The organism is Lewinellaceae bacterium (genome assembly GCA_020636135.1).
In the GTDB taxonomy this organism is placed as follows: domain Bacteria; phylum Bacteroidota; class Bacteroidia; order Chitinophagales; family Saprospiraceae; genus JAGQXC01.
The window spans coordinates 1-25,834 of record JACJYK010000002.1 but is presented as its reverse complement, the minus strand read 5'-3'; the positions used below and the strand labels follow the sequence as shown (position 1 = coordinate 25,834).

The window sequence follows — 25,834 nt, the reverse complement described above, 5'->3', positions numbered from 1 at the left end:
AGTAGGTGATCATTACCTGGCCAGGACGTTAACCTGCCTTACGGATCAAATCCTTAAAGACTTCATACTGCTGTTTCATCGCCTGCACTTTGTCTGCCGGGTCAGTGCGGCATTCCAGCAATATCCACCCCTTATACCTCGATGAGGTCAGCAACCCGATCAGTTCTTGGTAGGGATATGGTCCGATATTCAATTCCCGTACATGTACCGTGGAGCCAAAGCGATCCCGGACCAGATTAAAATTAGCCTCCAGGCCATCACCCCAGAGATCCTGGTCGTTGCAGTTCCAGCACACCCTGACATTGGGGTGATCGGCTACATCCAGTATGGCCTTCAATACCGGCAATTCCTGGGTGACCTCACCGTGCACCTCAACGCGGATCTCCTGTCCGTAATCCAAGGCATACCTGGCAACTTCATTCAGGGAGTTGCCAATTTGTTCTATGGTTTTGACTACCGGAACCTCTTTGGGTATGGCATTGGGTTTGACTTTTACACCGGAGCCTCCAACAGCGTGGCTCAACCGGATAAATTCCTTGGTTCGATCGATCGATGCCTTTAATTTAGCTGGATCCGGATGGTGGTAGTCCTGATTGGTACCGAGTCCGACCAGCGTAACCGGGCTGTCAGCAAATCGTTTCCGCACTTCCTGCTGTTGAGCCGTGGATATACCCGGATCAACTCCATGAGCATGCTCGGTACGCAGTTCAACACCCAGAATATTGGTTTCCGTACAGTTCCTGATAATGGTAGGCACATCCCAGTCCTTTCCCCACAGGTAAGTCACCAGCCCTAGCCGCATGGAATCCCGCATGGGAAATAAAGATGCCATTCCTGGATGGAGCATCAATGCACCCATTGATAGATCCCGGATAAATGTTCTTCGAGTGGTGTGTTCCATAGGTCAGCTTGATTCAGTTGGTAAAATCTTTGACAAGTTGTTCTATGTGCTGCGGTGTCATCTCACTACCATCCTGGACGACAATACGATACCTGAAAGTGGTCGATTCTCCCTTGTTTAATTTAAAATGCAGGGACTCTTTACCATTGGAGAAAATCGCCTGGCCCAACGGATTAGCAGCAAACAGCCCATATCCGCGTGCATGCCAATAGGTAGGATAACCTACGTTACCCGGATGGTCGATGATGGTGACCGATACCGGCATGGCATCCACCTTCCCGGACAACCGGACCCAGCGACCGCGAGTGCCCCAAACATTATCACCCGTCAGTCCTTCACTGCTCAGGTAATCGCCGTTAACTTTGGAATTATCCAATACTTTGACTTCAGTCACTTTGCCATGGGTGTCCGTAAAATGATCCGGTTTATCCGATGGTATTTCCAGCTCCCGGGCAACACGGATTCCTAAAACGCCTTCTTTATTATCTTCAAATGAAACTTCCTGCAACGCTTCAAGCGTGGTTATCCGGTCAATGATGTAAGCATCCCGGATTTGTAAGAACCGAAAGGTGGTGAATTCGTAAAGCAATGCCTGCCCATCATGGTCTTTCCAGGTACAATGCACCTTCAACAGTGGCCCTTCATCCTGGTCGGTCATTATCGAATAATCATCGTGAAAGATCTTTCCGTAATGTTTCAGTTCTTCCGGCGGTATTGCCGAAGAATTATTCCAGAAATCCAGTCCATTGACATCGCCGTAATTGAACCATAATCCCAGCTGGTGGGGATGATCAACGCGCTCACCAGGTCGCGGATCCAGGGGGTACCCCCGTGTTATGGTCTTCCCGTGCGGACTGATGATTGGATACAATACGGGTTTCTCCTGCTTTTGTGAATACCGGTAGATGGTAAAAATCTTGCCATCCATGAGGATCTCGATTGCAGAATCCTGCGGATGAGGTATTATATCGAATGGTTTCATCCCGGCCGGATTTTGAGCCCACAAAGTTCCGAAGGCAAGCGTACCGCACATAAGAATCAGCTGCCTAAGCCTGCTTCCGCTGAATACATTAGAAAAAAAATTCATGCTTTTAGTATTGAAAAACTTTACCTCCTGCCAGTACTTCCTGATTGACTTCATCAAAAGTTACATATTGCCCGGTCCTCAGGGCGGCAGTCGTCATAATGTTGGCAATGGAGTGATTGTAACCAGCCTCTACCGGAGCATTGGGAGTCTTCCTGCTGCGTACGCTATCCATCCAGTTACGCATGTGCGCTGTGGTCAGAGGATCTCCCCCGGTATTAGCTGATGTCACCACCCTGGCGTCCGAAGCAGATGACAGATCGTATTCCTCCAGTAAATTGGGTTGCATACCCATCTCACCGGCAAAATTTTTGGTAAGTCCCCCCGTAGGGGTCACTTTATTGGTATCGAGGTTCAATTCTCCCCCATTCGAGTAATAAATTTCTTTGGTGCCGCCTGCCGAGTTGGTAAAGCGGGATGAGTAGACCACCTGAAATCCCTTGCCGGGGTCATCCAATGGTCCGTAATCAAAAACAGCCGTCATGGTATCGAAATTCTTCCGGCCATCTTTCCAGAGATAGATCCCTCCATTGGCAGCGACGCTGCGGGGATGCGGGATTCCGGTGAACCAGTGGACCGTATCGATTTGATGGGACATCCATTGACCAGGAATACCAGAGGAGAAAGGCCAGAACAACCGGTATTCCAGGTATTTGCGCGGATCCCATGCCTCATAGGGGCGGTTCAGCAAATAGCGCTTCCAGTCGGTATCGTTTTCACGTATGCTGGCGGTCAGTTCAGGTAGTCGCCACCGCCCCGGCTGGTTGACATTCCAGGTCATTTCGACCATGACGATATCACCAAATTTGCCGGATTTGATGTAATCGTTGGCACGGTGGTAATTCGCTCCACTGCGGCGCTGTGAACCTATCTGCACAATGATGCCGGCTTCCCTGATGGCTTTTAGAGCCACCCGGGCATCCGCCATGGTCTCGGCGAAAGGCTTTTCAACGTAGGCATCTTTCCCGGCATGAGCCGCCTCCACGGCATGCAAAGCATGCTGGAAATCCGCCGTGGATATGATGACGGCGTCGATGCCGTTGGCTTCATACAGTGATTCGTTGTTTGGATGCAGGGTAATGTCATTTCCAAAGGTTTCCTTCAAAAAGGCAGCTCCTTCTTCCCGGCGTCGGTTCCAGATGTCCGACAGCGCAACGATCTCAAAATTGGTCTCCCGGTAATTATTTTGAAATGCCGGGATCAGGGCTCCTCGGCAGCGGTTTGAAAAACCAACAATTCCCACGCGAACCCGGTCATTGGCTCCAAGGATCCTTCGATAACTTTTTGCGGTAAGCGGGAGAGACAAGGAGGCAGCTCCCAGTGCCGTATCCCGAATGAATTGACGACGGGTTGGGTTTGCTTTTTTCATGACATTTAATTTTTTCAAGGCATCAAAGAAAATCTTGCGGGACTGATTGCCGCAGGATCCACTGTTTTAATACCTATAAAACTAATCGATATCCGTCAATTCCTGCAATCAGACGCACGATTCCAACTTCCTTTCCACCGGAATAATTGTTCCGGTTCAACCGTTATGGTCAATCCTAAGGGTAAATTTTTCTTGCAGAGTTTTGATCAGTGGGTTGGTTTCAACCATGAGATCGAATTTCTCTTTATTGGTCAGTATTTTTCGCTTCTGGTCCTGGTCTTCAGGTGCACGGTCCGGATCGATGTAAATTTCCATCTGCAACGAAGGCAAACCCACCCGGTCCCTAATGTACTGAACCAGGTCGTTTTCCTGTTGGAGTACCGTACGGGCAAACTGCGTTCCAACTCCGCATTTTATCACTTCCCTGTGCAATTCAAGGCCGACATTGAGCAGGACGCTCTTTAAAGATGGCGATTCTACTTCTCCGGCATACGCCTGCCATAATTTTTCGATATTCTCCTGATTAAGTGCGAGATGAACTTCTTTCTCATCTTCTTGTAAGCGGATTTGTTGCTCGATGTGTTCAAGACTCATCAATAGAGGAGTGTCCAGGTTATCGGTATCCTCAGCGCGTACAGGGGTAACCTTAGTCTGCTGGGTTGGAGTGTTCTTGTCAGAAGTTTTTGCAGGGGCTGATTTCCGGGGAGGTGCTTGCTCCAAAACTTCCCCGGGCAGGTCAAAAACTTCTTTTTTGACCGTCCCGTTTACGTCAGGATTTTTTTTTTCAGCGGACAGCTCTACGACTTCCTGCCGGTGTGCGTAGTTCATTTTCAGTAGAGCCAGTTCAACATGCAAACGCTTGTTGCGGGCTCTGGGAAATGCAATATCGGTTTCGTTGATGATCTGGAGTGCGCTCAATAAAAACCGCAATGGAGCCTGATTAGCCTGATTGGCATACCGGGATTTAAGTTGATCGCTTGCCTCCAGTAGCGGCACGGTCTTTTGTTGTTTGCAGACCAGCAGCTGACGAAGATGTTCACCCAGTCCCAGGACGAAAGTCTCCGGCTCAAAGCCTTTTCGCAGGATCTCATCAAAAAGGATAAATGCCTCACTGTATGCTTCAACCATAAAGGCCTCCACCATCTTAAAATAATAATCGTAATCGAGTACATTGAGGTTCTCGATGGTATTATCGTAGGTCAGCTGGCCCTGGGTAAAGCTTACCAGACGGTCAAATATGGAAAGGGAATCCCTCAGAGAGCCTTCTCCTTTCTGAGCAATGATATGCAGTGCTTCATCTTCTGCCTGGATGCCTTCTTCCTGGCAGATATGTTCCAGGTGGCTTACGGTTTGAGCCGCCGGAATCCGTCGAAAGTCAAAGATCTGGCAACGGCTCAGAATGGTCGGTATGATCTTGTGTTTCTCGGTGGTGGCCAGGATAAACAAGGCATAGGGCGGCGGCTCTTCCAGGGTTTTCAGGAAAGCATTAAATGCTGACGAGGACAACATGTGTACCTCGTCGATGATGAAAACCTTGTAGGCGCCCTGCTGTGGTTGGAACCGGACCTGGTCGGTCAGATTCCGGATGTGTTCTACCGAATTGTAGGAGGCAGCATCCAGCTCGATGATGTTAAAGGTCTGCTGTTCTGCAAAAGCCTTACAGGTCGCGCACTTGCCGCATGCTTCACCTTCCGGTGTGCGGTCCAGACAGTTGATGGTACGGGCCAGGATCCTGGCAGCGGAGGTCTTACCTACACCGCGCGGTCCGCAAAACAGGAATGCATGCGCCAACTTATCCTGACGAATGGCATTCTGCAACGTCCGTACAATGTGCTCCTGGCCAACCATATCGGAAAACCGGGTTGGACGATATTTTCGTGCGGAGACTACAAAGGACGACATATATTCGAAGTGCTTTTTGTTCAGGCGGCTGGCAAAATACGAAAATATCATCAGGTTCATATTGCAAATACCGGATTCGTCGCACCGGTACCGGACATAAACATTATTAACTTTGTCTGGTTAAATCATCATCAAAATTGAAGCTGTCCTATGCGAATTTGCATTGCCCAGTTGGATTTCCACATCGGTAATTTTGAGCAGAACACCCAGAAAATGCTGGATGCCATCCAGGTAGCGAAGGGACACAAGGCAGACCTGGTATGTTTTAGTGAGCTGGCTACCTGCGGGTATCCTCCCCGTGATTTCCTGGAGTTCAACGACTTTATACGGCGCAGCAATGCGAGCATTGATCTTCTGGCAGCAGCTGCCGATACCATAGCGGTCATTGTCGGAGCACCGGCCATCAATCCGGTGGTAGAAGGCAAGGATTTGTACAACGCGGCCTATCTCCTATACGAAGGGGAAATCAGGCAGGTCTTCCGCAAAGCTTTGTTGCCGACCTACGACGTCTTCGATGAATACCGATATTTTGAACCGGCCCATTCCTTTTCTACCCTTGATTTCAAAGGAGTTCGACTGGCAATTACCATCTGTGAAGACCTCTGGAATCTGGGCAATGAAAATCCATTGTATACCATTTGTCCGATGGATGAGCTGATGCCTGCGCAGCCACAGGTCATGATCAACATATCTGCTTCCCCATTTGCCTGGGATCACGCTGCAGAACGCATCCATGTCCTGAAGGCCAATGTGGAGCGTTACCAGCTACCGCTTTTTTACGTCAATCACTGCGGAGCCCAGACGGAATTGTTGTTTGACGGCGGGTCGCTGATCTTTTCTCCGGACGGACAGGTACACGATGAATTACCTTACTTTAAAGAAGCTATCCGTACCTACGAGCTGGAGGATGTCATCCGTGGCGGGATCCAGCACGAGCAGCTGAAGGATAAGAACCGCCTGATCCACGACAGCCTGGTCATGGGTATTGGTGATTATTTTCGTAAACTGGGCTTTAAGAAGGCTATCCTGGGGTTGTCCGGCGGGATAGACTCTGCCTTATCGACCGTCCTGGCCGTTCGCGCGCTGGGTAAAGAGAATGTCCGTGTATTGCTGATGCCTTCTTCCTTTTCATCCCAGCATTCTGTGGATGATGCCCGCAAACTTGCTGAAAACCTGGATATCCAATACGATATCATACCGATCAGCACCGTCTACGATTCCTATTTGGAAACATTGAATCCCTATTTCAACGATCTGCCATTCAATGTTACGGAAGAAAACATACAGGCGCGCATCCGCGGTATGCTGCTGATGGGCTTCTCCAATAAATTTGGTCACATCCTGCTGAACACAACCAACAAAAGTGAAATGGCTGTGGGATACGGCACCCTGTACGGAGATCTGTGCGGTGGCCTGAGCGTGATCGGCGATGTCTATAAAACCGAGGTCTATGACCTTTGTAATTGGATCAATGCAGAAGCAGAGATCATTCCCTGGAACACCATCAATAAACCACCATCAGCAGAATTGCGGCCAAATCAGAAGGATTCCGACAGTCTGCCCGAATACGACATTCTGGACCCAATCCTGTATCAATACATCGAAAAAACCCAGGGACCGCAGGAGATCATCGCTCAGGGATTTGAGGAAAAAACTGTATTGCGCATCCTCCGCCTGGTCAATATCAATGAATTCAAGCGTCACCAGACGGCGCCGGTTCTGCGGGTGTCATCCAAGGCATTCGGCATGGGCCGGAGGATGCCCATTGTAGCCAAATATCTGAATTGACCGGATCGTTATCGATCAGGCTGATGATGTTATTTTTCAACTAAACAGAGAAGGTTTGCATTTGGCTGTAACTTTTTCATCCTTCCACACGTACCATAAGAAAAGAATCTGAAATGAGATTAGCTTTACCAATCGGCCTGACCCTGTTGTGGTTAGGTCTTACCGTAGTACCTGCTAGCGCACAAATCACGCGCAATTACGATATCAAGGACTTTAATAAACTTAAGATTGGCTCCAATTTCAAGGTAGTGCTTTACGAAGGCACTCATCCCGGGTTGGAAATGACCGGTATGGAGGAAGATCTTAAAGAAATTGAGATCAAAAACGATGGATCCACACTGATCGTACGCAGGGAGCACAACTGGCGCTTCAGAGATCTCTTCAATGAAGACAAACACACCATCCAGGTTAAACTGACCTATACTCATCTGGAAGCCATTCAGGCTGGAGGAGCAAGTACAGTCCGGGCAGAGCATATCCTGGAAGGGAAATTTCTACGGCTTGATGTCTCGGGAGCCAGTGACCTGGATGTAGAAGTGGATGTCGGTGAATTGATCTGCTCCAGCAGTGGCGCTTCCGATCTGAAACTGTTCGGACAAGCCGGACAGGTCAAAATCGATTGTTCCGGTGCCAGTGACGTAAAAGGGAAATCGTTCCGTGCCCATTCAGCTGACATTGATTGCTCCGGCGCTTCAACAGTCCATATCGGCGTGGATGAACTACTGGATGCAAGTGCATCCGGTGCCAGCGACATCTATGTCTACGGTTCTCCTCGTGTCCAGCAAAGCCATAGTTCCGGTGCCTCGGACATTCATTTCCGGGAAAAAGTAAGCAAGTAATTGCAACCTTTTTAAACCTGAAAGAGTCTTTTAATCATTAGAACCCATTTGGTGGACTAACGGGCTACCCTTTGAGGTATTCGTTCAAACAAAATGAATTAGCATGAAAAAACGATTAAACCTGACTTTCACTCTATTATTGATTGGTTCCTGTCTGGTAATTGCTCAGACGAAAGAAGAAACCAAAAAAGTGAAATCCTTCGATCAAATCAATGTTTCAAGTGGCATCGACGTCTACCTAACCCCTGGAACGTCAGAAGAAGTTAAAATCCGTGCCTCGGAAGATATCATGGAATATGTGGTTGCAGAGGTTGAAGGAAATACCCTGGTCATAAAGATTGATAATAAGGGCCGGAGATGGAACTGGTCAAATCATCAGGAAACCACCGTTTACGTCACCTATACCCGGTTGAAAGAAATTGATGCCAGTGGTGGTTCAGATGTATTCACCAGTGCACCCCTCAAAGCCAATAATTTTACCATTCAGGCATCTGGTGGAAGCGACATGAAAATGGACCTCAGTGTCGAAAACCTGTATTGTGACGCCTCAGGTGGAGCGGACCTTGATCTGTCCGGGTCTGCCCAAACCATCAAACTGGACTGCAGTGGAGGCAGTGATACGAAAGCTCGTAACCTGCGCACCCAAAATGCGGTAATCGATGCCTCCGGTGGCGCTGATGTATATCTCACGGTCAATGGCGAACTGGATGTGGAAGCGTCGGGTGCCAGTGATGTCACCATCTACGGAAAACCACGTGTTACCCGACAATCCACCTCGGGAGCAGCTGACATAACCATCCAGTAATCCTAAAAGACAATTACCGTTACGGTAACATACATACCAAATCATGACTGATGAAGCCTGGAGATTCCTCCGGGCTTTTTTATTCTTTCAACCTGAAATGATTTCAATTTTAGACTGCGTGACAAACAGCCGGAGTTTATGACAATTTAACACCCGTAAGCAAAAGGATGCGTTACCTTTAAGCCCATGACCAGGTCCCTTTCCAACCTCCGTATCCAGCAAATCGTGCTTTTCACCGGACTTACCCTCTTTGCCATCAAGACGGTCGCCTGGCTGATGACCGGTTCGGTAAGTATCCTCACCGATGCGCTGGAAAGCACCGTAAATGTCATCGGTGGATTCATGGGCTTATACAGTATCTGGCTGTCTCAGCAACCGCGTGACGCCAATCATCCTTACGGTCACGGCAAGATCGAATTTGTATCCGCCGGGATGGAAGGTGGATTGATCTTCATTGCCGGATGCTGGATCATCTATGAAGCCATTCAAAAACTGTCTCACCCGACCCAGGTTAAGGAACTGGGGATCGGTATCCTTTTAATTGCAGTCGCCGGAGGTATTAACTGGGTGGTAGGTTGGACTACTTACCGCCAGGGCATCCGTACCCATTCCCTGGCGCTGGAGGCATCCGGAAAACACCTGATGTCCGATGCCTATACCTCTCTCGGTATCCTGGTCGGCCTGATCCTGTTAAAATGGACCGGATATGGATGGATTGACAGCGCTGTTGCCATCATATTTGCCTTTGTCATTCTGGTGCAGGGATTTCGCATCGTGCGGCAGGCTATGGCGGGCATCATGGATGAGACCGATCATGCCCTCCTCCTGGAGCTGGCGGCACTGATCCAGGAACATAGGCGTCCCGCCTGGGTTGATATACACAATCTGCGGATCATCAAATACGGTTCACTTTTACATATCGACTGTCACCTTACCCTGCCATGGTACCTTAATATGCACGAAGGCCATAAAGAGGTGGATGCACTCACCGACCTCATCCGCGAGCGTTTTGGCAACCGCGTTGAATTTTACATTCATGTGGACGGATGCCTGCCTTTTTCCTGTGCCATCTGCCAGATGCCGGATTGTTCGCAAAGGACCCAACCCTTCCGTAAACAGATCACCTGGACCGTGGACAATATGTCCGAGAATTCAAAACATCAACTGGATTCATCCGTCTAAATTTTGATTACCTTAATTTGGTGACCAAATGAATCGTTCATGAAATGCTGGATTTCCATTGTGCTTTTTTTGTTTTCGTATCCCATCCGTAGCACGGCGCAGTCCATAACTTCTGCCGAGACATTCATACAAACCAGAGAATTCATATACGAAACAGCATCATTTCCCAGTGCTCATGCATCCACCATATTGGCTCTTGAATCGGGCACCCTGATGGCAGCCTGGTTCGGCGGTAGCGGAGAGAGCAATGATGATGTAGAAATATGGTTGTCCCGCAAAAATCCCGGTGAGTCCTGGTCTGGTCCGGAAGCATTAACCGACTTCCCGGAAATACCGACCTGGAATCCCGTGTTGTTTGAGCAAAATGGACAGATCTGGCTTTATTTCAAGATCGGCCCTAATCCCCAGCAGTGGATCGGCGCTTACCGCACTTCTGCTGACGGTGGTATGAGCTGGAGCCCGGTGCACTATTTACCGGCAGGTTTGCTTGGCCCCATCCGCTGCAAACCATTGATCCTGGACGATGGCACCTGGCTCGCCGGGAGCTCGGTAGAAGCCGGTTACCGTGGAGACTCTCCGGACGATGCTCCTTACCGGACGTGGACCGTCTGGGTTGAACGCAGCACCGACCAGGGAATGAACTGGAGTAAGCAAGGGCCTGTCACAGTGCCCGGTGAACCGTGGGGTGTCATCCAGCCGACCCTTTGGCAGGCCGACAATGGTGAAATCCGGATGCTCATGCGCTCCACCCACCGGCTCGGGCACATCATGTATGCTTCTTCCGGAGACCAGGGCTTAACCTGGTCTGCAGCGACGCCCACCCAGCTGCCCAACCCCAATGCAGGAATCGATGTTGTCAAGCTGCAGGATGGCAGGCTGTTGCTTGCCTACAATCATACCACGGATAACCGGAAAACAATTCACCTGGCTGTCTCCAATGATGATGGAATGACCTGGGGGCCCCCATACCTGCTGGAAGAAGGGCCGGGAGAATATTCGTATCCGGCCATCGTCCAGGCACCGGATGGACTGGTGCACCTAACCTATACCTGGCAACGTACCCGGATCCGGCATCTGGTCCTTGATCCAGGTAAAATCCCAAATCATTGACCATCGACCAGATATCATTGTACCTTGCCCCGATCGATCTTATGGTAAATTTTCGGTACGGTTTGCAGATAAGCCCAGATCGCGCGTACCTCATCTTCCGTCAGCCCTCCGAAAGGCTTCATGGGCTGCCGCAATGGTTGATTATCCTTCCCGATACCATAGCGTACCGCTTTTACAAAATCGGCTTCACTCCAGGTTCCCAGGCCGGTTTCTTCATCCATGGTAAGATTTGCTGAATAGACGGTCTGATCACCTTCTTCCATCGGATTACCCCCTCCGAAGAAGCCAGTAGTCCGTTCCGGATGCATGACATCCACTTTTGCAAAATCCAGGGAATGGCAGGAATAACACTCGACCTTGGAGGTACACAGGTATTTTCCAAATGCCACCTGGTCGGAAGGGTCCGGACTAGAAACCGGTTGGCCGGGATAGGGCAATGGCTTAAATACAAAATTGCAGAGAGCCTTGGCCAGGAAAGAAGGGTCATTTGCAGGTTGCTGAACAGAAGAAGGGGTCAACTCCGGTGCATCTGATCGCAGATAGGCAATAATGCTGTTTAGATCATCATCTGAAAGGTGGGGAAATTTTGGCATCCAGGGAGGAGCGTATTGCCCATTTTTTTTGATACCGGTGCGCAACAGGATCGCTAACTCCGCATCGGAATACCTGCCTGCTCCATAAACCTCATGCCCCGTAATATTGGCTGAATAGACCGTCCCAAAGGCAGATGGGTTATCGCCGCCAAACATCAGATTGCCTTCAAGCAATCCATTGGCACTGCGGTGGCAGTCATTACAAACCATGTCTGAGATCCGTTTTCCTTCTGCTATTGAAGCGCTGTCCATATGCACGGTGAACCCTACGGCCGGTAGTTCATAGGTCGGTATTCCGTTCCATTGGACATACATGCCTCCCATCAGGAGAAGAATCAGGATCCCGCCGAAAACATAACCGGCAATTTTTATAATCTTTTTCATAAGCTGTTGATTTTGTTTTGATACAAAACTCAACATCTACGGCTTACCGGTTTTTCATCCTCGTTGCAAAGGGTTTAAGATTCGTAGCATTTCCCGTATTCGGGGACGGAATCAGGTGGTGGAGCCGGAACGATCAATGGCCCATTGCCAGATCGGGCCATCTTCCGTATCAATTAACTCCCTGACAAAATGCATACCGCAGGAGCGCAGAATGCGACTTGATGGGTTTTTATCAGCCAGCGTATGGGCTATTACCCTTGTAACCCGGGGATCTGACCAGGCATGATCGATAAGGCCGCCGGCTATTTCCTTGCCAAATCCCTGCCTTCGTTTGACCGGAATGACTTCGTATCCGATTTCAACGACCCCGTCTTCATCGGGTTGACCTTTATATCCGCAAGTTCCGATCAACACATTGGTTTGCGTCTCAACCGGAAAATATCCCCACCAATTTTGCTCCGAGCGGTCAAACCGCAATTTATTCAATGCATACTCAAACGGCGCCCTTCCAAATTCACTCAAGGGTGCAATAATGGAACATCCCAGGGCTTCCGCTAACGTCCTTGGGTTGGTCAGCGCTGCAGTCAATAAAGATGCTGTGGCAGGCCGAAGTAAAAGTCGCGGTGTTTGGATCATGGTTTCCTGACTGATCTAACTCAAAGATAACGATGATCTGGGTCATCCGCCCGTATGAGCCAAGTCTATACTTTAGAGCCTGTTTTTGTACCAACCACGGGATCGAATTATTCTTTTGAATTTTTGACATGAATTAACAATCCGGTTTTTTAGCCCCGGACTGAATTTTTTGTCTCTCAATCAATCAGTGTGTATGAAACAAACGTCTACGAATTCAAGACCTCATTGTATATTTTTCCTGTTGTTAACCCTCATGCTGGTGAGCCAATGCAAGCAGGACGTGCTTACCACTGATCTGGACCAGGAATTGCTGTCTGCCATGAATCTGGCATCACCAACCGGACATTCAGACTATTATATCCTGGCAGATCCAACCAAAACAGCTTCCCTGCCCAATCAGGATCCTCACAACCCTATATCTCCTGCTAAAATCAAATTGGGTCAGATGATCTTTTTTGACCCGGGTGTGGCCCAATTACCTGTTCACCAGGAGAGTTACGAGACGTATTCGTGTTCTACCTGCCATGTACCGGCAGCCGGATTTCTTCCAGGCCGGGCACAGGGAATAGCCGACGGCGCTACCGGATTTGGAATCCTGGGTTCCTACCGGTCACAACTACCCGATTACCAGGAAAGTGAACTGGACGCCCAGGGTGTACGCCCATTAAGCATCATGAACGTAACCTATGTGACCAATACCCTCTGGAGCGGCTTGTTTGGCGCTCAGCATGTCAATACCGGTACGGAAGAAAACTGGGTGGGAGACCTGGCGAAAGTCAATCATCTGGGCTACGAAGGACTTGAAAGCCAGAATATAGAAGGTATGGTATTGCACCGGATGGAGATCAACGACCGGGTATTATTAACCCATGGCTACCGGGCATATTTTGACCTGGCATTTCCGGATGTACCGGAAGCAGAACGCTACAATTACAAGACTGCCAGTTTTGCGCTGGGTTCTTACCTCCGCACCGTTGTCACCAATGAAGCTCCTTTTCAGGACTACCTGAAAGGCAATACCGATGCCATCACCAGTCAGCAGAAAGAGGGTGCCCTGCTATTTTTCACCAAAGCCCGCTGCTACACCTGTCATAATGCACCAAGTTTCAGCAATATGGAGTTTCATGCATTGGGTACGGCAGATATGTACCAATTTGGTGGTTTGAACACCTCCGCGGACGACCCGCGCAATCTGGGCCGGGGACTGTTCACCGGTAAAGAGGTGGATTATTACCGGTTCAAGGTACCTCAGTTGTACAACCTGAAAGATTACCGGACCTTCTTCCACGGCAGCAGCAAAGCAACATTGTCTGATGTCATTGATTTCAAAATCAAAGCACAGTCAGAAAATCCACATGTTTCTCAGGACCGTCTGTCACCCCGGTTCCGTCCAATCGATCTGAGTGTTGCCGAGAAAGCCGCGCTTATTGATTTTTTGACCAATGCACTCTACGATCCTTACATGAGCCGCTATGTACCGGACAAAACACAGTCCGGAGCATGCTTTCCGAATAATGATGAACTCTCCAGGTATCAGATGGGATGTAACTGACAGATTATGAGTGAAGATCCGGGAATCAGCGTCTTTCTCAACAAAGACCAGAAGCCCGATGCCGCAGAACTCCAAATGCACCTTGGCTCCACAATGACTTATTGGGAACAGCTGCACCATTTTGTCTTTGAACAATATCCCGGGGCGGAGGAATTATGGAGTTACTTCAGCAAAAATTATGGCTGGGGATACCGGATCAAGGATAAAAGAAGAGCCATTATTTATATGTCGCCTTATGAAGGCTACTTCCAGGTGACCATGTTATTTGGTCCACGGGCACTCGAGCACATCTACGCATCCGATCTCGATCCCTGGATCAGAAAAACGCTTGAAGAGGGAAAGAAATACCCGGAAGGTAAAGTCATCCACATCCCTGTCAGGGACAATACCTGGATAGTATCCATCCAGAAATTGATCAAAGTCAAGCTGGCCTTCTGATAGCTCTCCTTAATGCATATCCTCCACCAGCTGACGGATGCGTTGAGCAAAGTCATTAACCGTCATACTGCCCTGGTCTCCTTCACCCTGTTTACGTACCGCTACCTGTCCTGCTTCCTGTTCTTTGTCCCCGATGATCAGCATATAGGGAATCTTGCCGGTTTCTGCATCGCGTATCTTCCGGCCGATGCTTTCGCTACGATCATCCAGCTGACTCCGGACGCCGGCTTTTTTCAGTTGAGCCTGTACCTCTTCAGCAAATGGTATATGCCGGTCAGCGATCGGCAGGATAGCACATTGCTTCGGAGCCAGCCACATTGGGAATTTCCCGGCATAGTGCTCTAGCAGGAATCCGATAAACCGTTCATGCGTACTGAGTGGCGCACGGTGAATCACGATGGGATGCTCGTTCTCGTTGTTTGAGGTGGTAAAGGTCAGGTTAAAACGCAATGGTTGGGCGAAGTCAACCTGGTTCGTTGCCAGGGTAAACTCCCGTCCGATCGCGCTCCAGATCTGGATGTCAATTTTGGGCCCGTAAAAAGCCGCCTCATCGGGAACCTCCTCGTAGGGGATACCGCTGTCGATCAGTACCCGACGGACCATATTCTCCGTCTCTGCCCATAATGCCGGATTATCCACATATTTCTTACCCAGTTTCGATGGCTCATGGGTCGAGAATCGCATGACGTATTTATCGATCCCGAAGACCTCAAAATAACGGAGGTACAATTCATTGACGCGTTTGAACTCAGATTCAAACTGGTCTTTGGTACAATAAATATGTGCATCATTCATTTGCAGCGAACGAACCCGCATCAATCCGAAAAGCTCACCGGATTTTTCATACCTGTAACAAGTTCCGTATTCAGCTAAACGCAAAGGAAGTTCCTTATAGGATCGTGGCGAGGATGCAAAGATCTTATGGTGATGCGGACAGTTCATTGCCTTAAGATAGTAGGTGGTCCCATCCAATTCCATAGGAGGAAACATGGACTCCTTGTAATAAGGCAAATGGCCAGAAGTGAGGTAGAGGTTTTCTTTGGCAATGTGCGGAGTACGTACCCGCAGGTAGCCCATTTCTTCCTCGGTCTTTTTAGCAAACCATTCCAGCTGTTCGATCAAAAACGCACCATTGGGCAACCACAGGGGCAGACCGGGTCCAACGTCATCATCAAAAGTGAAGATCTCCAGGTCTTTACCCAATTTCCGGTGGTCTCTTTTCTTGGCCTCCTCGAGCATCAGCAGGTACTCATCGAGGTCCTTTTGTTTGGGGAATGTAATGCCATAGATGCGTGTGAGCTGCTTGTTGCTTTCATCGCCCCTCCAGTAAGCTCCCGAAATATTGGTAAGCTTGACAGCTTTGATGATTTCCGTATTGGGCACGTGAGGACCCCGGCAGAGGTCGGTAAAATCACCCTGCTGATAAAAGGTGATCTGACCATCCTCCAGGTCTTCCAGTAAATCGAGTTTATACTGATCACCTTTCCCGGTAAAGTAGGCAACCGCTTCGGCCTTGGGCATCTCCGTCCGGATGTAATCGCTTTTCTTCTGGGCCATCTCCTGCATCTTTTTCTCAATGCGCTGGAGATCTTCCGCCCCGATGACCTTATCACCCGGATCGATATCGTAATAGAAGCCCTGATCAATGGCTGGTCCGATGCCAAATTTTGTTCCCGGATAAAGTACTTCTATGGCTTCGGCCATCAGATGCGCCGACGAGTGCCAGAATGTGGCCTTACCTTCCTTGTCGTCCCAGGTGAGGATCTGAATGGTAGCATCCTCTTTAATGGGCCGGGCCAGATCGCGCACCTGGCCGTTCACTTTGATGGCAATTGCTTTTTTAGCTAATCCATGACTAATACTTTGAGCTATATCATATCCTGTAACTCCTATATCGTAGGATCCAATAAAACCATCCGGAAAAGTTATCTGTATCATGGTATTCTGTTATGGTGTTGTCTGAAGGTCTCTTCAGGACCTGCAAAACTACATATTTAACAGAAGGTAAGAAAGGAGGGTTGCATCATGAGTAGTCAATTTATTAAAGGATAAGAGAAAGAGGAAATCAAATGACTTCCTCTTCTGCATAACAATTTAATCAACTTCAAAGGAGATCTTGAGATTAACCCGGTATTCGGCGATCTTGCCCTCCTTCACCGTTACACTGTGGTTCTGGACAAATGCCGATCTGATGTTTTTCACCGTTTTCGAAGCTTTCTTAATGCCTTCCGCTGTCGCATCCTCCCAACTTGTGGACGAATTGGACATGATTTCGATAACTTTCAAAATGCTCATTAGTAATGATTTTTTTGGTTAGATAATCAAGAACGGTGTTTCGGGGTAATTTTAGTGGAGCAGGATCATAAGGTAAACCGTTTTGACGTCAGATGCAACTTTTATTCGGGCAGGCCTTTCAACCGTTCCTGAGCCCGGGTAAAATCCGGATCGAAAGCCAGGGCCTGCTGGTACCAATGTCGTGCTTCACTGATGTGACCCTTTTTCTCTTCGATATACCCTTTGTAATAATACCCCCGGGGGTCTGTGATGGATATCTGTGTAAAGGAATCCATGCACCGGAATGCTTTATCCAGCGTATCCTGTTCAAGATAGATAAGCCCTATAGCCAGCATGGCATTTTCGTAGGAAGGATCTTTGATCAGCATTTGCTGGTAGGTGGACTTGGCCTGCTCGAGCAATCCTTCCTGATGATAATAATGGGCTAAAGCATACATCCCCTCTGCACCGACTGTATCCATTCCGGCTGCATTGGCAAAATATTGCCCTGCCAGCGGGTTATGCCGCGCTTGCATCAGCGTACCCAGTTCGATCCATCCATCCACCAGGTGGGGATCCTGTTCTACGGCTGTCTGAAATCCGTTGATGGCGCGGGCCGAATCACCCATCTCTTTAAAATTCATCCCCAGCATAAAGAAAGCCTCGGCGTTGTAAGGCTGCTTTTGCAAAATCCGGTTCACCGTCTGAATACTGGCGTCGTACTGCTTGAGCGTAAACTGAATTTCACTCAGTTTCAATTCGGTCCGGAGGCTATCGGGAAACCGTTCAGCCGCCTTTTCCATTACCTCCAATGCTTCTCTGGACCGGAAATTATCCAGGTAGATGTTGGCCAGGTCGTGGTAATAATTCACTTGATCGCTGCCAAGCCGGATGGCCTGCTGCAAGTCATGGATCGCCAGGTCGTAGGCTTCATTCATGGCATATAATTTCCCTCTTTCCGCATACCACATGGGATTTAAGCTATCCTGTACGATTCGCTGGGTGAGCTGTTGCACGCCCGGTATCGCCGGGGACGGCCCGTCCGATTTTCGGTTCGGGGAAGTGCAAAAGGTCCCGATAGAGACCAGGAACAATAAAATAAAGATTGGATGGATTCTCATACGACTTACTACCTTTAGGAATGAACTTCATCACCTGAATAAATGCAATGACCATGCCCAGTATTTCCAATCAACCATTGCCCGGTGAATATCCCCCTTATTCCCAAAGGTACATCGAATTGGTGCCGGAAGAGCAAATTGTAGGGGCACTTGTGCATAATAAGCATGAGATCGAAGAGCTGTTGCTGCAGATCCCGGATGACAAATGGGATTTTCGCTATGCACCCGAAAAATGGACCCTGAAGGAAGCTGTAATCCATGTTCTGGATACCGAACGTATCATGGCGTACCGGGCCTTACGCATGAGCCGGCATGATCCCACCCCGCTGGCTGGCTTTGAGCAGGACGACTTTATACCGTATGTGCATGCTGAGAAACGATCTCCAATGTCCATCCGGGAAGAGTGGAATGCCCTAAGGGATTCCTCCATCCATGTCTTTATGTACCTGGAACCGGACGATCTTTCCTTTATCGGTACGGCAGCTGGTTATCCATTCAGCGTACGGGCCCTGGGTTATTTCATTGCTGGCCATGCCCGCTATCATGAACGGATCATCCGGGAGCGATATCTGGTCTGATTTATTCAACTTCCACCTCATCCACAAAGAGCCATGCAGGCTGTCCGGCACCTACGTGCCAGGAAGGACAGTTGCCGATATTTTTAGCCTGGATGCGAATGTACCGCGCCGAGGTATTGATAAATTTCGCTACCTCGATGATGCGGGGTGCATTGGAAGCATTTACACTGTAATTCCAGGTATGGATCGTCTTGTACTTCTTCCCGTTTTTCGAAACAGCAAATTCAACCCGGCTGGGCGGGAATATCAAGGTATTCTGCAACTCCAGAAACTGCGTTTTTATCTTGGAGATGTCCCTCTCTTCCCCCAGGTCGATCACGGCATCCAGATCATCACCTTTGTAGCCCTGCCAGTTGCCATCTGCCGGATTGATACTTCCTTTTTTACCATTGGTCAGCGCATTAACTCCTCCACCGGAGAACTCCCTGGCATAAGGGGTGTATAAGGAAACCGGATGGTTGGTAGCCAGATTGTTGACCCATTCGAACAGGGTGCTATTTGAAGACCATCCTTGTGGTGTCTTTGCTCTGGCAAGGATACTAACTGAACTTGTCGGGTTCAGTGTCTCTGTGTAGCGTTTCCCGGATAACATGGGATCCTCTCCATTCAGGGTATAATAAATCTCCGCACCGGCATTGGCACAGGTCATGGTGATCTGTCCGTTTTCCTGCTGGATTTCGACGGCATCGAGGATGACCGGCCAATCATCCGTCCTAAATGAGCTTGCCGGCAGTCCGGCCTCATTGACCAGATTACCCACCCCGAGATTGGAGAAGGCATACCGTACCGCTACAGGATCGGATACCGCATCACTGGTAACCACCAGCTGGTTGTTTTCGATCTTGCCTGTTGCCGGATGAAATATACGGTCCGGGCCAGCCATTTCGAGGTCAGTTACCGGTCCACCGGTTGTCTTTAACCCTTTGGCATGGTCAAAACGAATACGCATGCGGCTGCCCTGGATGTCATCACCCAGGAAGAGTGGCCCGCTGTATTCCAGGTCGGTTCTTCCATAGTCTTTCGCAAGGGCAATGTTGGCGAGCCGGGTGCCAACATCCAGTTTGTTGCGTGGATGGATGTCGTACAGATTGCCAATATCGCTGACCACGGTCATCCCCGTATGGGGCAACCTTAAGGTCAGCAATTGTGCCTCGCGAACCATTGCGCCGACCAGCGGTGTTCCGTAATTATAAGGTGCAATCTGTACAAAATAAAATGAGATCGGAGCCTTCCACAGCTGGCGCCAGGACTCAATCATAGCCGGGAATAACCGCCGGTAAACCAGGGGATTAGCGGTGTTGGATTCACCCTGGTACCAGATAACACCCTGAATTGGAAAGGTAGCCAGGGGATAGATCATGGCATTGTATAAAACACCCGGTGCCCGTGGCCACCAACGCGAGTCGCTGAGCAGGTTCAGGGTTGAGCTGAATTCAGAATCTTTATTGATTACATCAGCCGGTGTCCATACTTCTGCCGGTGTGCCACCCCAGCTGGAATTGATCAGCCCTACCGGTACCAGTAGTTTGTCGTGCAATTGTTTACCAAAAAAATAGCCTACTGCACTGAAGGTTTCTACGGTAGACGGATCACAGACCACCCACTTGCCGGGGAGATCATCCTGGGGATAGTCAGCAGTGGTGCGTGGAACCTGAAAAAGCCGGATCTCCGGCACATCTGCTTGCTTCTGGAGCTTTTCACGGTCATCGATACCACTCCGCATACTCCATTCCATATTGGATTGACCTGAGCACAACCACACCTCGCCGATCATCACGTCCTTAATCTCAAGTTGATTGGATGCTTCGATGCGGATCGAATAGGTTTTGGCGCTGGCCTGAGGGGTCGGGATTCTTACCTGCCACTTAGCCATATTGGTACCTTCGGCAACAAATACCGAATCGGTCCATCCCGGCCTGATGGTTACTTTCTCGCCGGCATTGCACCACCCCCACAGCGATACCATGCGGTTGGCTTGCATCACCATATGATCACTGAGGATAGCAGGCAGTCGTACCTGCCCCGAAGCAGGTTTGTATTGCATCACCAGCACGCTGATGAACAGCATCAGCGATGCAAACGAGTTGATATTCCTGACACGCATAAAAAATGTGTTTGTCTACTGGTTATAGTCGTCGGATCCGAATGTTACGGAACCACACCTGGTTTTCATGATCCTGCAGTGCGATCTTCCCACTGGCAGACGTCCCGAAGGCAGGCCATTCATGAAATTTACTTCCTGCGATCAATTCTTTCCAGGAAGGATCATTCATATCAAATTGAACGACATCGGTTCCGTTGAGCGTAAATACGCCTTTGCCATGATCCATGTGAATCTTAACGGCATTCCATTCTCCTGCAGGCTTAACGGTTTCTTTACTGCAGGCGATCAGATCGTAAAGATCCCCGGCACGGTGTTTCGGAATTTTGGCATCCGGATGACACGAGTTGTCCAGAACCTGCATTTCCGGGCCGGTAAAATAGGTCTCTTCGTATTCTGGTGATTCGATGACTCCAAAGAATACGCCGCTGTTTCCACATGGGGAAATTTTCCATTCCAACTCAAGGTCAAAATTGTCAAAGTCCTCTTTGGTCACCAGGTCACCTCCACCGATGGGGTGTCCTTCAGCATCCTTTATGCTGACATCGCGGGTAAGTGCACCGTCTTCAATCTTCCATGCACTTCCGATGGTGTCGGCAAGATAACTGCGCCAGGCATCCAGCGAGCTGCCGTCAAACAAAGGGGTCCATTCGCTTTCGGTCATGGTTTCCGTGGCAGCACCTTCTTCTTTATTTGCTGGTTGATTGCAGGCCATCAGGGAGGCGATGCAGGCCAGCCCCAGGCCAAGTTGCTTCATCTTTCTCATTTATTCGATAATAGTTTTAGATAATCATTTACTACCTCATTAGGTACCAATATCGTCAGATTGTACTGCTTGATTTTCCAGCCTTCAGGTGTTTTCATGAGTATACCGCTGCCTCTGCATTTACCCATCCAGGTATCCAGCAGTTCATCAAACCAGGCCAGATTTCCGGCCTCATCCACCTGGATATGCCGCTCCCCGGGTTTAAAATCCCACACCTTCTTTTGCTCAAAATAAGGTTTGCAGAATTCCCAGAAGGCAGATTTGGTCCACCGCTCACTGGGATCGGTACCCAGGAATACACCATCCTCAGCAAACGCATTAAAATACGTGGCAGCATCTGCTTTCGTTGCTGCCTGATGCCAGCCGTCCAATAACGTGGTTATGGCCAGATGAGGATCTTCCGGGCAGGGCTCCTGGCGGCGTGTATCGTGAATGGTGGTGATCAGCCACTGATCTCCGATCTGGACGAGATCGAAAGCATCGACCCCGCAATGAATGAATTTTCCATTGGCATACAGGGCATATTCGGTCCACAAATTCGCAAGCGGGTCATCCACCTTTACCTCCGTATTAAATATGACCTCCTGGACATTGCCCGGCGCCATGTTGCCTACGGCTGCGATAAATTGATTGACAGTCAATACCGTATACGGCGCTTTATTCCTTTCACTGGCTCCGGCCGTGATCAGGGTTGCACCTGGAACAAACAATTGCCTCAGGGCTGAGCTATCTGCCTTATGCATGGCTTCGAATAACCGGTCTACCTGCATGCGCACCAGCAATGCCTGGTCAGTGGTAGCATCTCCCGGAACGACCGGAGTGGTTTCTTTTTTATAAGGACTTTGGATGACCAGCTTCTGAGCATTTATTGCCCCAACAAACCAGCAGGTCATGCAGATGGATAACAGTAAATATTTCATGAATGCACTTTGGAAAGAAAGATAGAAAAAACCAGGAAGAATGTTGCTTTTCGGACAGGCTAGCCGTTTCTCCATCCCGGTTACATTTAATTTCTGATGAAAACTGAAACCAAATAACCATTTCCTGACATCTTATTTCCGGGATAGCTCAGGTATCAAAAAATTTATTACGAAATGTTTCGTAGATGACTTGACAAAAGCCTCGGTAGCCCTTATATTTGTTACGAAATCTTTCGTAGATGAGTATTAAAGTCACTGATTCTGAATTGTCCATCCTGCAGGTTTTGTGGTCAAATGGGCCTTCCACCGTGCGCGAGGTGCACGACATCATTGGTCTGGAGCGCGAAGTCGGCTATACGACTACCTTAAAATTAATGCAGATCATGCTGGAAAAAGATCTGGTAACCCGTGATGAGGAGGGCAAATCACATCGCTATACGGCTAAGGTCAAAGAAGCCACAGTCCAGCAGTCCTTTATTGGTAAGATGCTGGATACTGTCTTTCACGGATCACCCTCTGCTATGGTTCTCCAGGCGTTGGGTAGTCATGAGACCTCTCCTGAAGAATTGGAAAAAATTAAAGCCTTGATCGAACAATTAGAAGCACAACAACGTGACCAATAACCTATACATCGACTGGCTGGCGCAAATACTGATCCATACCCTATGGCAGGGTACCGTGATCGGTTTGCTGGTATTACTCATACAACAATGGTTAAGCCGCCCTTCCTATCGATTCTGGTTGGCATGGAGTGGGTTAGCGGGAATGCTGGGTTGTGCCATAATTACCGGATGGCTCCTGTGGCCCACTGTTACATCTCCAAGCCTGGAAGCCGGACCCGCACTTCTGGCACATCAGCCACTTTCCGTGATGGGAGATGTGATCCCGGAAATTGAAGATGGATGGGCATTCTCCTCCTATCTGGTCCCGCTATGGATGCTGGGTACCCTGCTGATGCTCATACGGATGGTATGGAATTATATGCACACCCGACATTTAATCTCCCGCCATTTACCTGCGCCAGCTGCCTGGACAGACCTTCTGAACCAATTGGTTGCCAGACAGAGCATTCGTCGTGTTGTACGCATAGGCCTCAGCAACCGGATCAGCGCTCCGGTTCTGATCGGCTGGATCAAACCGTTAATCCTGTTCCCGATTGCCAACATCAACCAGCTTACCACGGAAGAAGTGGAAATTATTTTGCTTCACGAATTGAGACATGTTCTTAACCAGGATTATCTCCTGTATCTGATCGCCTCTATGATACAATCTCTGCTTTATTACCATCCAGTGGTATGGTGGCTGATGACCCAAATGGATGAAGAACGGGAGTACCGATGTGACGATAGTGTCTTATCCGAAGGAATGACACCACTGGCTTATGCCCAAACATTGTACAAACTGGCTTTAAGCCAGATACCCGCACCCGGAGCCGGTTTGGGAATAATTTCCAAACGCCAACAATTGATCCGTCGTATCAATCGTCTGATTTCTAAACCTGAACAAACATATCGTATGAACAAATCCGTTTCATGGTTGCCTGTGCTGCTTCTGGTAGCAGCACTGTTTGGCCTCTCTGCCTGGTGGCAACCCGATCCATCTGAGCAAACAAAAGCTTTAACTCCGGATCCAGAATCTGTAATAACCAGTACCAGGGATACTGTACCTGGCAAAAAACAAAACGTATCGGTGACCATGGAGAATGGTGAAATCAAATCATTGATCATTGACGGTAAGACCATCCCGCCTAAAGATTACGACAAATACAAAGAGTTGTTGCGGGACATGACTCCTCCTCCACCACCACCGCCTCCTCCGGCTCCACCAGCCTTAAAATCTCCGGTATCGCCTCCTCCCCCGCCACCACCAGTTCCTGCACCAGGGGTTATCGTTCCACCAGTTCCGGCCATACCAGATGTTCCACCCGTACCAGCTATGCCGGATTTGCCGCCGATTCCACCGGTACCAGCTATCCCGGACAGTATCCATCAGCTGATGGGCGATGCCTTCAAACAGATGGAATGGAACCAGGATCAGATCGCTGAATGGGGTAAACAATGGCAGAACTGGAGCAATGAATTCAAAAACAATTTTGCCATTGACTGGACAGCTTCCTCAGAACAGTGGAAAGAATGGCAAAACAATTTCAGTCAGTCCATGCAACAGTGGCAAAAGGAATGGAAAGACAATCAGGACTGGAAAGAATATGCCTTTCAGTGGGATGAATGGAAAAAGCAATTCGGGGAGCAATGGAAAGAACAAGCGGCCGAATGGCAAAATGCTGCCCGGGAATGGGCAAAACAACCAGGTTTTGAATGGTACCGCGACGGGAAGTTTAATACGCTCAAGGAAATGTATGAAGCGGACGGCTATGGCACTCTGGACAACCTCAGGACGTTGAAGTACAAGAATAAAAAACTCGAAATCAATGGTAAGCAAATCAAAGAGGCTGATATTGATCGGTACCTGAAGGTATTAGGCTGGAGCCCGGAGAGTGAACAGAACTTCGAATGGAATCAAAACTTTAATTTCAAACAACAATAAGGACCAAACCCTCAAAAAGAAATTCATCCATACTAAATCAGCGCAAGCCGGTTGTTCGCAATCGGCTTTTTTGTTTAAATACAGCATTTCTGGCGTATGATCATACTATCAGGCAGACAAACACCAAAAAACGGAGTGCATCCAAATCACTCAGGGGTCAGCTATGATTTCAACTACACCATCAACAGAAAGACAAACCGTTCTACGATTCAACTTATGAAAAACCTGGTACCGAAGCGTTCGCTGCATTAAATGAACCACCAAAAAACAGGGCACCCAAGAACACAAAGTAGTCTATAGGTCTACTGCTTGGTGTTCTGCGTGCCCTCAGTTCTTTCGTATTTATTAACTATTGTTAATTCACCTTCACCATCTACTGACGAATGCTGGCGCATTGTCAGCATCCCTATTAATTCACCTTCACCATCCGTTTATTCAATACGCCTCTAGCAGTCTCCAATTGATAGAACAAGACTCCTTTCACTTCCGGAATGCTACCGGCCTCCAGCGTAACCAGATGATTACCTCCTGAATAACTGCCACTCACCCGGTACAATTCCTTGCCCGTCACATCCATGATTCGCAACGTGGCCGTCATGGATTCCGGCAACCAGAAGCCGATCTTCGTCTCTCCGCTGAACGGGTTCGGCGTGTTCTGATACAGTTCAGGCGTCTTTATCCCTTCTCCCTTCACCTTTTGCCCCGCGGTAGCCAATCCTGCTCCCGATTCCGTCAACGGGCTGCTGTCCTGGCATGCGTTACCGGTGTTATCCTGTAGCAACAGCGTTGTCGTACAGAAGTCTTTATTACCGGCTTCATCTATGACCCAGATATCCACTTCGATCTCCTGGGACCGTCCATCCGGAATGTCGGCACAGGTATAGGTCCAGCTCGGGGTCTCACCATCTTCGGTGAAGCTGAAGATCAATTTATCCGCCGTCGTACAG

The 25,834-nt window shown here is 49.0% G+C and carries 23 protein-coding genes; 10 read left to right on the top strand and 13 right to left on the bottom strand.

Translation table 11 applies throughout. The features are described 5' to 3' along the window. Positions 1-28 precede the first annotated feature (28 nt). The 4 genes from H6570_15220 to dnaX all read right to left on the bottom strand — a co-directional run bounded on the left by H6570_15220 (position 29) and on the right by dnaX (position 5,256). A complete protein-coding gene (locus tag H6570_15220; protein ID MCB9320632.1) occupies positions 29-901 on the bottom strand; it encodes a TIM barrel protein in 873 nt (290 codons plus the stop codon). Positions 902-914: 13 nt separating this feature from the next. After that, on the bottom strand, positions 915-1,883 hold the full coding sequence (locus H6570_15215) for a PmoA family protein (GenBank protein MCB9320631.1): 969 nt from the start codon (positions 1,881-1,883) through the stop codon (positions 915-917). 109 nt (positions 1,884-1,992) lie between these two features. Beyond that, on the bottom strand, positions 1,993-3,354 hold the full coding sequence (locus H6570_15210; protein ID MCB9320630.1) for a Gfo/Idh/MocA family oxidoreductase: 1,362 nt from the start codon (positions 3,352-3,354) through the stop codon (positions 1,993-1,995). A gap of 156 nt (positions 3,355-3,510) precedes the next feature. Next, a complete protein-coding gene (dnaX, locus tag H6570_15205; GenBank protein MCB9320629.1) occupies positions 3,511-5,256 on the bottom strand; it encodes a DNA polymerase III subunit gamma/tau in 1,746 nt (581 codons plus the stop codon). A 150-nt stretch (positions 5,257-5,406) separates the two neighbouring features. Here dnaX and H6570_15200 point away from each other — a divergent pair, with 150 nt between their 5' ends. The 5 genes from H6570_15200 to H6570_15180 all read left to right on the top strand — a co-directional run bounded on the left by H6570_15200 (position 5,407) and on the right by H6570_15180 (position 10,980). Continuing rightward, entirely contained in the window at positions 5,407-7,044 is a 1,638-nt protein-coding gene (locus H6570_15200) for an NAD+ synthase (GenBank protein MCB9320628.1), read from the top strand. A 113-nt stretch (positions 7,045-7,157) separates the two neighbouring features. Continuing rightward, positions 7,158-7,883 (top strand): DUF2807 domain-containing protein, encoded by a 726-nt coding sequence (locus H6570_15195; protein MCB9320627.1) that lies wholly within the window; start codon positions 7,158-7,160, stop codon positions 7,881-7,883. 103 nt (positions 7,884-7,986) lie between these two features. After that, complete coding sequence (locus tag H6570_15190) at positions 7,987-8,688, top strand: DUF2807 domain-containing protein (GenBank protein ID MCB9320626.1); 702 nt, start codon at positions 7,987-7,989, stop codon at positions 8,686-8,688. A gap of 186 nt (positions 8,689-8,874) precedes the next feature. Further along, positions 8,875-9,870: a cation transporter gene (locus H6570_15185; protein MCB9320625.1), complete on the top strand. Its 996-nt coding sequence runs from the start codon at positions 8,875-8,877 to the stop codon at positions 9,868-9,870. A gap of 39 nt (positions 9,871-9,909) precedes the next feature. Beyond that, the gene (locus H6570_15180) at positions 9,910-10,980 is read left to right on the top strand and encodes an exo-alpha-sialidase (protein MCB9320624.1); all 1,071 of its coding nucleotides are present in this window, start codon (positions 9,910-9,912) and stop codon (positions 10,978-10,980) included. Positions 10,981-10,994: 14 nt separating this feature from the next. On the opposite strand, the gene H6570_15175 is transcribed toward H6570_15180, so the two are convergent. Both H6570_15175 and H6570_15170 read right to left on the bottom strand, forming a co-directional pair. Continuing rightward, a complete protein-coding gene (locus H6570_15175; protein MCB9320623.1) occupies positions 10,995-11,957 on the bottom strand; it encodes a c-type cytochrome in 963 nt (320 codons plus the stop codon). Between the two features lie 111 nt (positions 11,958-12,068). Continuing rightward, positions 12,069-12,593, bottom strand: a complete 525-nt coding sequence (locus H6570_15170) for a GNAT family N-acetyltransferase (GenBank protein ID MCB9320622.1) — start codon at positions 12,591-12,593, stop codon at positions 12,069-12,071. 193 nt (positions 12,594-12,786) lie between these two features. Here H6570_15170 and H6570_15165 point away from each other — a divergent pair, with 193 nt between their 5' ends. Together H6570_15165 and H6570_15160 are read left to right on the top strand one after the other, a co-directional pair. After that, positions 12,787-14,145, top strand: a complete 1,359-nt coding sequence (locus H6570_15165) for a hypothetical protein (GenBank protein MCB9320621.1) — start codon at positions 12,787-12,789, stop codon at positions 14,143-14,145. A gap of 6 nt (positions 14,146-14,151) precedes the next feature. Then, positions 14,152-14,583, top strand: a complete 432-nt coding sequence (locus H6570_15160; GenBank protein ID MCB9320620.1) for a DUF3788 domain-containing protein — start codon at positions 14,152-14,154, stop codon at positions 14,581-14,583. A 9-nt stretch (positions 14,584-14,592) separates the two neighbouring features. On the opposite strand, the gene thrS is transcribed toward H6570_15160, so the two are convergent. The 3 genes from thrS to H6570_15145 form a co-directional block, all read right to left on the bottom strand. Further along, positions 14,593-16,521: a threonine--tRNA ligase gene (thrS, locus tag H6570_15155; GenBank protein ID MCB9320619.1), complete on the bottom strand. Its 1,929-nt coding sequence runs from the start codon at positions 16,519-16,521 to the stop codon at positions 14,593-14,595. Positions 16,522-16,677: 156 nt separating this feature from the next. Next, a complete protein-coding gene (locus H6570_15150) occupies positions 16,678-16,878 on the bottom strand; it encodes a dodecin domain-containing protein (protein ID MCB9320618.1) in 201 nt (66 codons plus the stop codon). A gap of 101 nt (positions 16,879-16,979) precedes the next feature. Then, positions 16,980-17,978 carry a tetratricopeptide repeat protein gene (locus H6570_15145; GenBank protein ID MCB9320617.1) on the bottom strand — a complete coding sequence of 333 codons (999 nt, stop codon included), beginning with the start codon at positions 17,976-17,978 and terminating at the stop codon, positions 16,980-16,982. A 53-nt stretch (positions 17,979-18,031) separates the two neighbouring features. Between H6570_15145 and H6570_15140 the strand changes: the two genes are divergently transcribed. After that, entirely contained in the window at positions 18,032-18,556 is a 525-nt protein-coding gene (locus H6570_15140; protein MCB9320616.1) for a DinB family protein, read from the top strand. A gap of 1 nt (position 18,557) precedes the next feature. Here the strand turns inward: H6570_15140 and H6570_15135 are convergent, their stop codons facing one another. Genes H6570_15135 through H6570_15125 form a run of 3 tightly spaced genes read right to left on the bottom strand, consistent with a single transcriptional unit; the run spans position 18,558 to position 22,343 of the window. Then, positions 18,558-20,660: a chitobiase/beta-hexosaminidase C-terminal domain-containing protein gene (locus H6570_15135; protein MCB9320615.1), complete on the bottom strand. Its 2,103-nt coding sequence runs from the start codon at positions 20,658-20,660 to the stop codon at positions 18,558-18,560. Between the two features lie 22 nt (positions 20,661-20,682). Continuing rightward, positions 20,683-21,414, bottom strand: coding sequence for a DUF1080 domain-containing protein (locus H6570_15130; protein MCB9320614.1), 732 nt, complete (start codon positions 21,412-21,414; stop codon positions 20,683-20,685). A 5-nt stretch (positions 21,415-21,419) separates the two neighbouring features. After that, positions 21,420-22,343 (bottom strand): nuclear transport factor 2 family protein, encoded by a 924-nt coding sequence (locus H6570_15125; GenBank protein MCB9320613.1) that lies wholly within the window; start codon positions 22,341-22,343, stop codon positions 21,420-21,422. Between the two features lie 239 nt (positions 22,344-22,582). On the opposite strand from H6570_15125, the gene H6570_15120 reads away from it, so the two are divergent. Then, entirely contained in the window at positions 22,583-22,966 is a 384-nt protein-coding gene (locus tag H6570_15120; protein ID MCB9320612.1) for a BlaI/MecI/CopY family transcriptional regulator, read from the top strand. After that, positions 22,956-24,887 carry a M56 family metallopeptidase gene (locus H6570_15115; GenBank protein MCB9320611.1) on the top strand — a complete coding sequence of 644 codons (1,932 nt, stop codon included), beginning with the start codon at positions 22,956-22,958 and terminating at the stop codon, positions 24,885-24,887. The genes H6570_15120 and H6570_15115 overlap by 11 nt, the downstream gene beginning before the upstream one ends. A gap of 409 nt (positions 24,888-25,296) precedes the next feature. Here the strand turns inward: H6570_15115 and H6570_15110 are convergent. After that, the coding region (locus H6570_15110) for a T9SS type A sorting domain-containing protein (GenBank protein MCB9320610.1) at positions 25,297-25,834 on the bottom strand (538 nt) is incomplete at its 5' end.

Bases quoted from the DNA above. Each gene is read 5' to 3' on its own strand.
- H6570_15220 (MCB9320632.1), bottom strand. From the start codon at position 901: ATGGAACACACCACTCGAAGAACATTTATCCGGGATCTATCAATGGGT.
- H6570_15215 (MCB9320631.1), bottom strand. From the start codon at position 1,883: ATGAAACCATTCGATATAATACCTCATCCGCAGGATTCTGCAATCGAG.
- H6570_15210 (MCB9320630.1), bottom strand. From the start codon at position 3,354: ATGAAAAAAGCAAACCCAACCCGTCGTCAATTCATTCGGGATACGGCA.
- dnaX (MCB9320629.1), bottom strand. From the start codon at position 5,256: ATGTCGTCCTTTGTAGTCTCCGCACGAAAATATCGTCCAACCCGGTTT.
- H6570_15200 (MCB9320628.1), top strand. From the start codon at position 5,407: ATGCGAATTTGCATTGCCCAGTTGGATTTCCACATCGGTAATTTTGAG.
- H6570_15195 (MCB9320627.1), top strand. From the start codon at position 7,158: ATGAGATTAGCTTTACCAATCGGCCTGACCCTGTTGTGGTTAGGTCTT.
- H6570_15190 (MCB9320626.1), top strand. From the start codon at position 7,987: ATGAAAAAACGATTAAACCTGACTTTCACTCTATTATTGATTGGTTCC.
- H6570_15185 (MCB9320625.1), top strand. From the start codon at position 8,875: ATGACCAGGTCCCTTTCCAACCTCCGTATCCAGCAAATCGTGCTTTTC.
- H6570_15180 (MCB9320624.1), top strand. From the start codon at position 9,910: ATGAAATGCTGGATTTCCATTGTGCTTTTTTTGTTTTCGTATCCCATC.
- H6570_15175 (MCB9320623.1), bottom strand. From the start codon at position 11,957: ATGAAAAAGATTATAAAAATTGCCGGTTATGTTTTCGGCGGGATCCTG.
- H6570_15170 (MCB9320622.1), bottom strand. From the start codon at position 12,593: ATGATCCAAACACCGCGACTTTTACTTCGGCCTGCCACAGCATCTTTA.
- H6570_15165 (MCB9320621.1), top strand. From the start codon at position 12,787: ATGAAACAAACGTCTACGAATTCAAGACCTCATTGTATATTTTTCCTG.
- H6570_15160 (MCB9320620.1), top strand. From the start codon at position 14,152: ATGAGTGAAGATCCGGGAATCAGCGTCTTTCTCAACAAAGACCAGAAG.
- thrS (MCB9320619.1), bottom strand. From the start codon at position 16,521: ATGATACAGATAACTTTTCCGGATGGTTTTATTGGATCCTACGATATA.
- H6570_15150 (MCB9320618.1), bottom strand. From the start codon at position 16,878: ATGAGCATTTTGAAAGTTATCGAAATCATGTCCAATTCGTCCACAAGT.
- H6570_15145 (MCB9320617.1), bottom strand. From the start codon at position 17,978: ATGAGAATCCATCCAATCTTTATTTTATTGTTCCTGGTCTCTATCGGG.
- H6570_15140 (MCB9320616.1), top strand. From the start codon at position 18,032: ATGCCCAGTATTTCCAATCAACCATTGCCCGGTGAATATCCCCCTTAT.
- H6570_15135 (MCB9320615.1), bottom strand. From the start codon at position 20,660: ATGCGTGTCAGGAATATCAACTCGTTTGCATCGCTGATGCTGTTCATC.
- H6570_15130 (MCB9320614.1), bottom strand. From the start codon at position 21,414: ATGAAGCAACTTGGCCTGGGGCTGGCCTGCATCGCCTCCCTGATGGCC.
- H6570_15125 (MCB9320613.1), bottom strand. From the start codon at position 22,343: ATGAAATATTTACTGTTATCCATCTGCATGACCTGCTGGTTTGTTGGG.
- H6570_15120 (MCB9320612.1), top strand. From the start codon at position 22,583: ATGAGTATTAAAGTCACTGATTCTGAATTGTCCATCCTGCAGGTTTTG.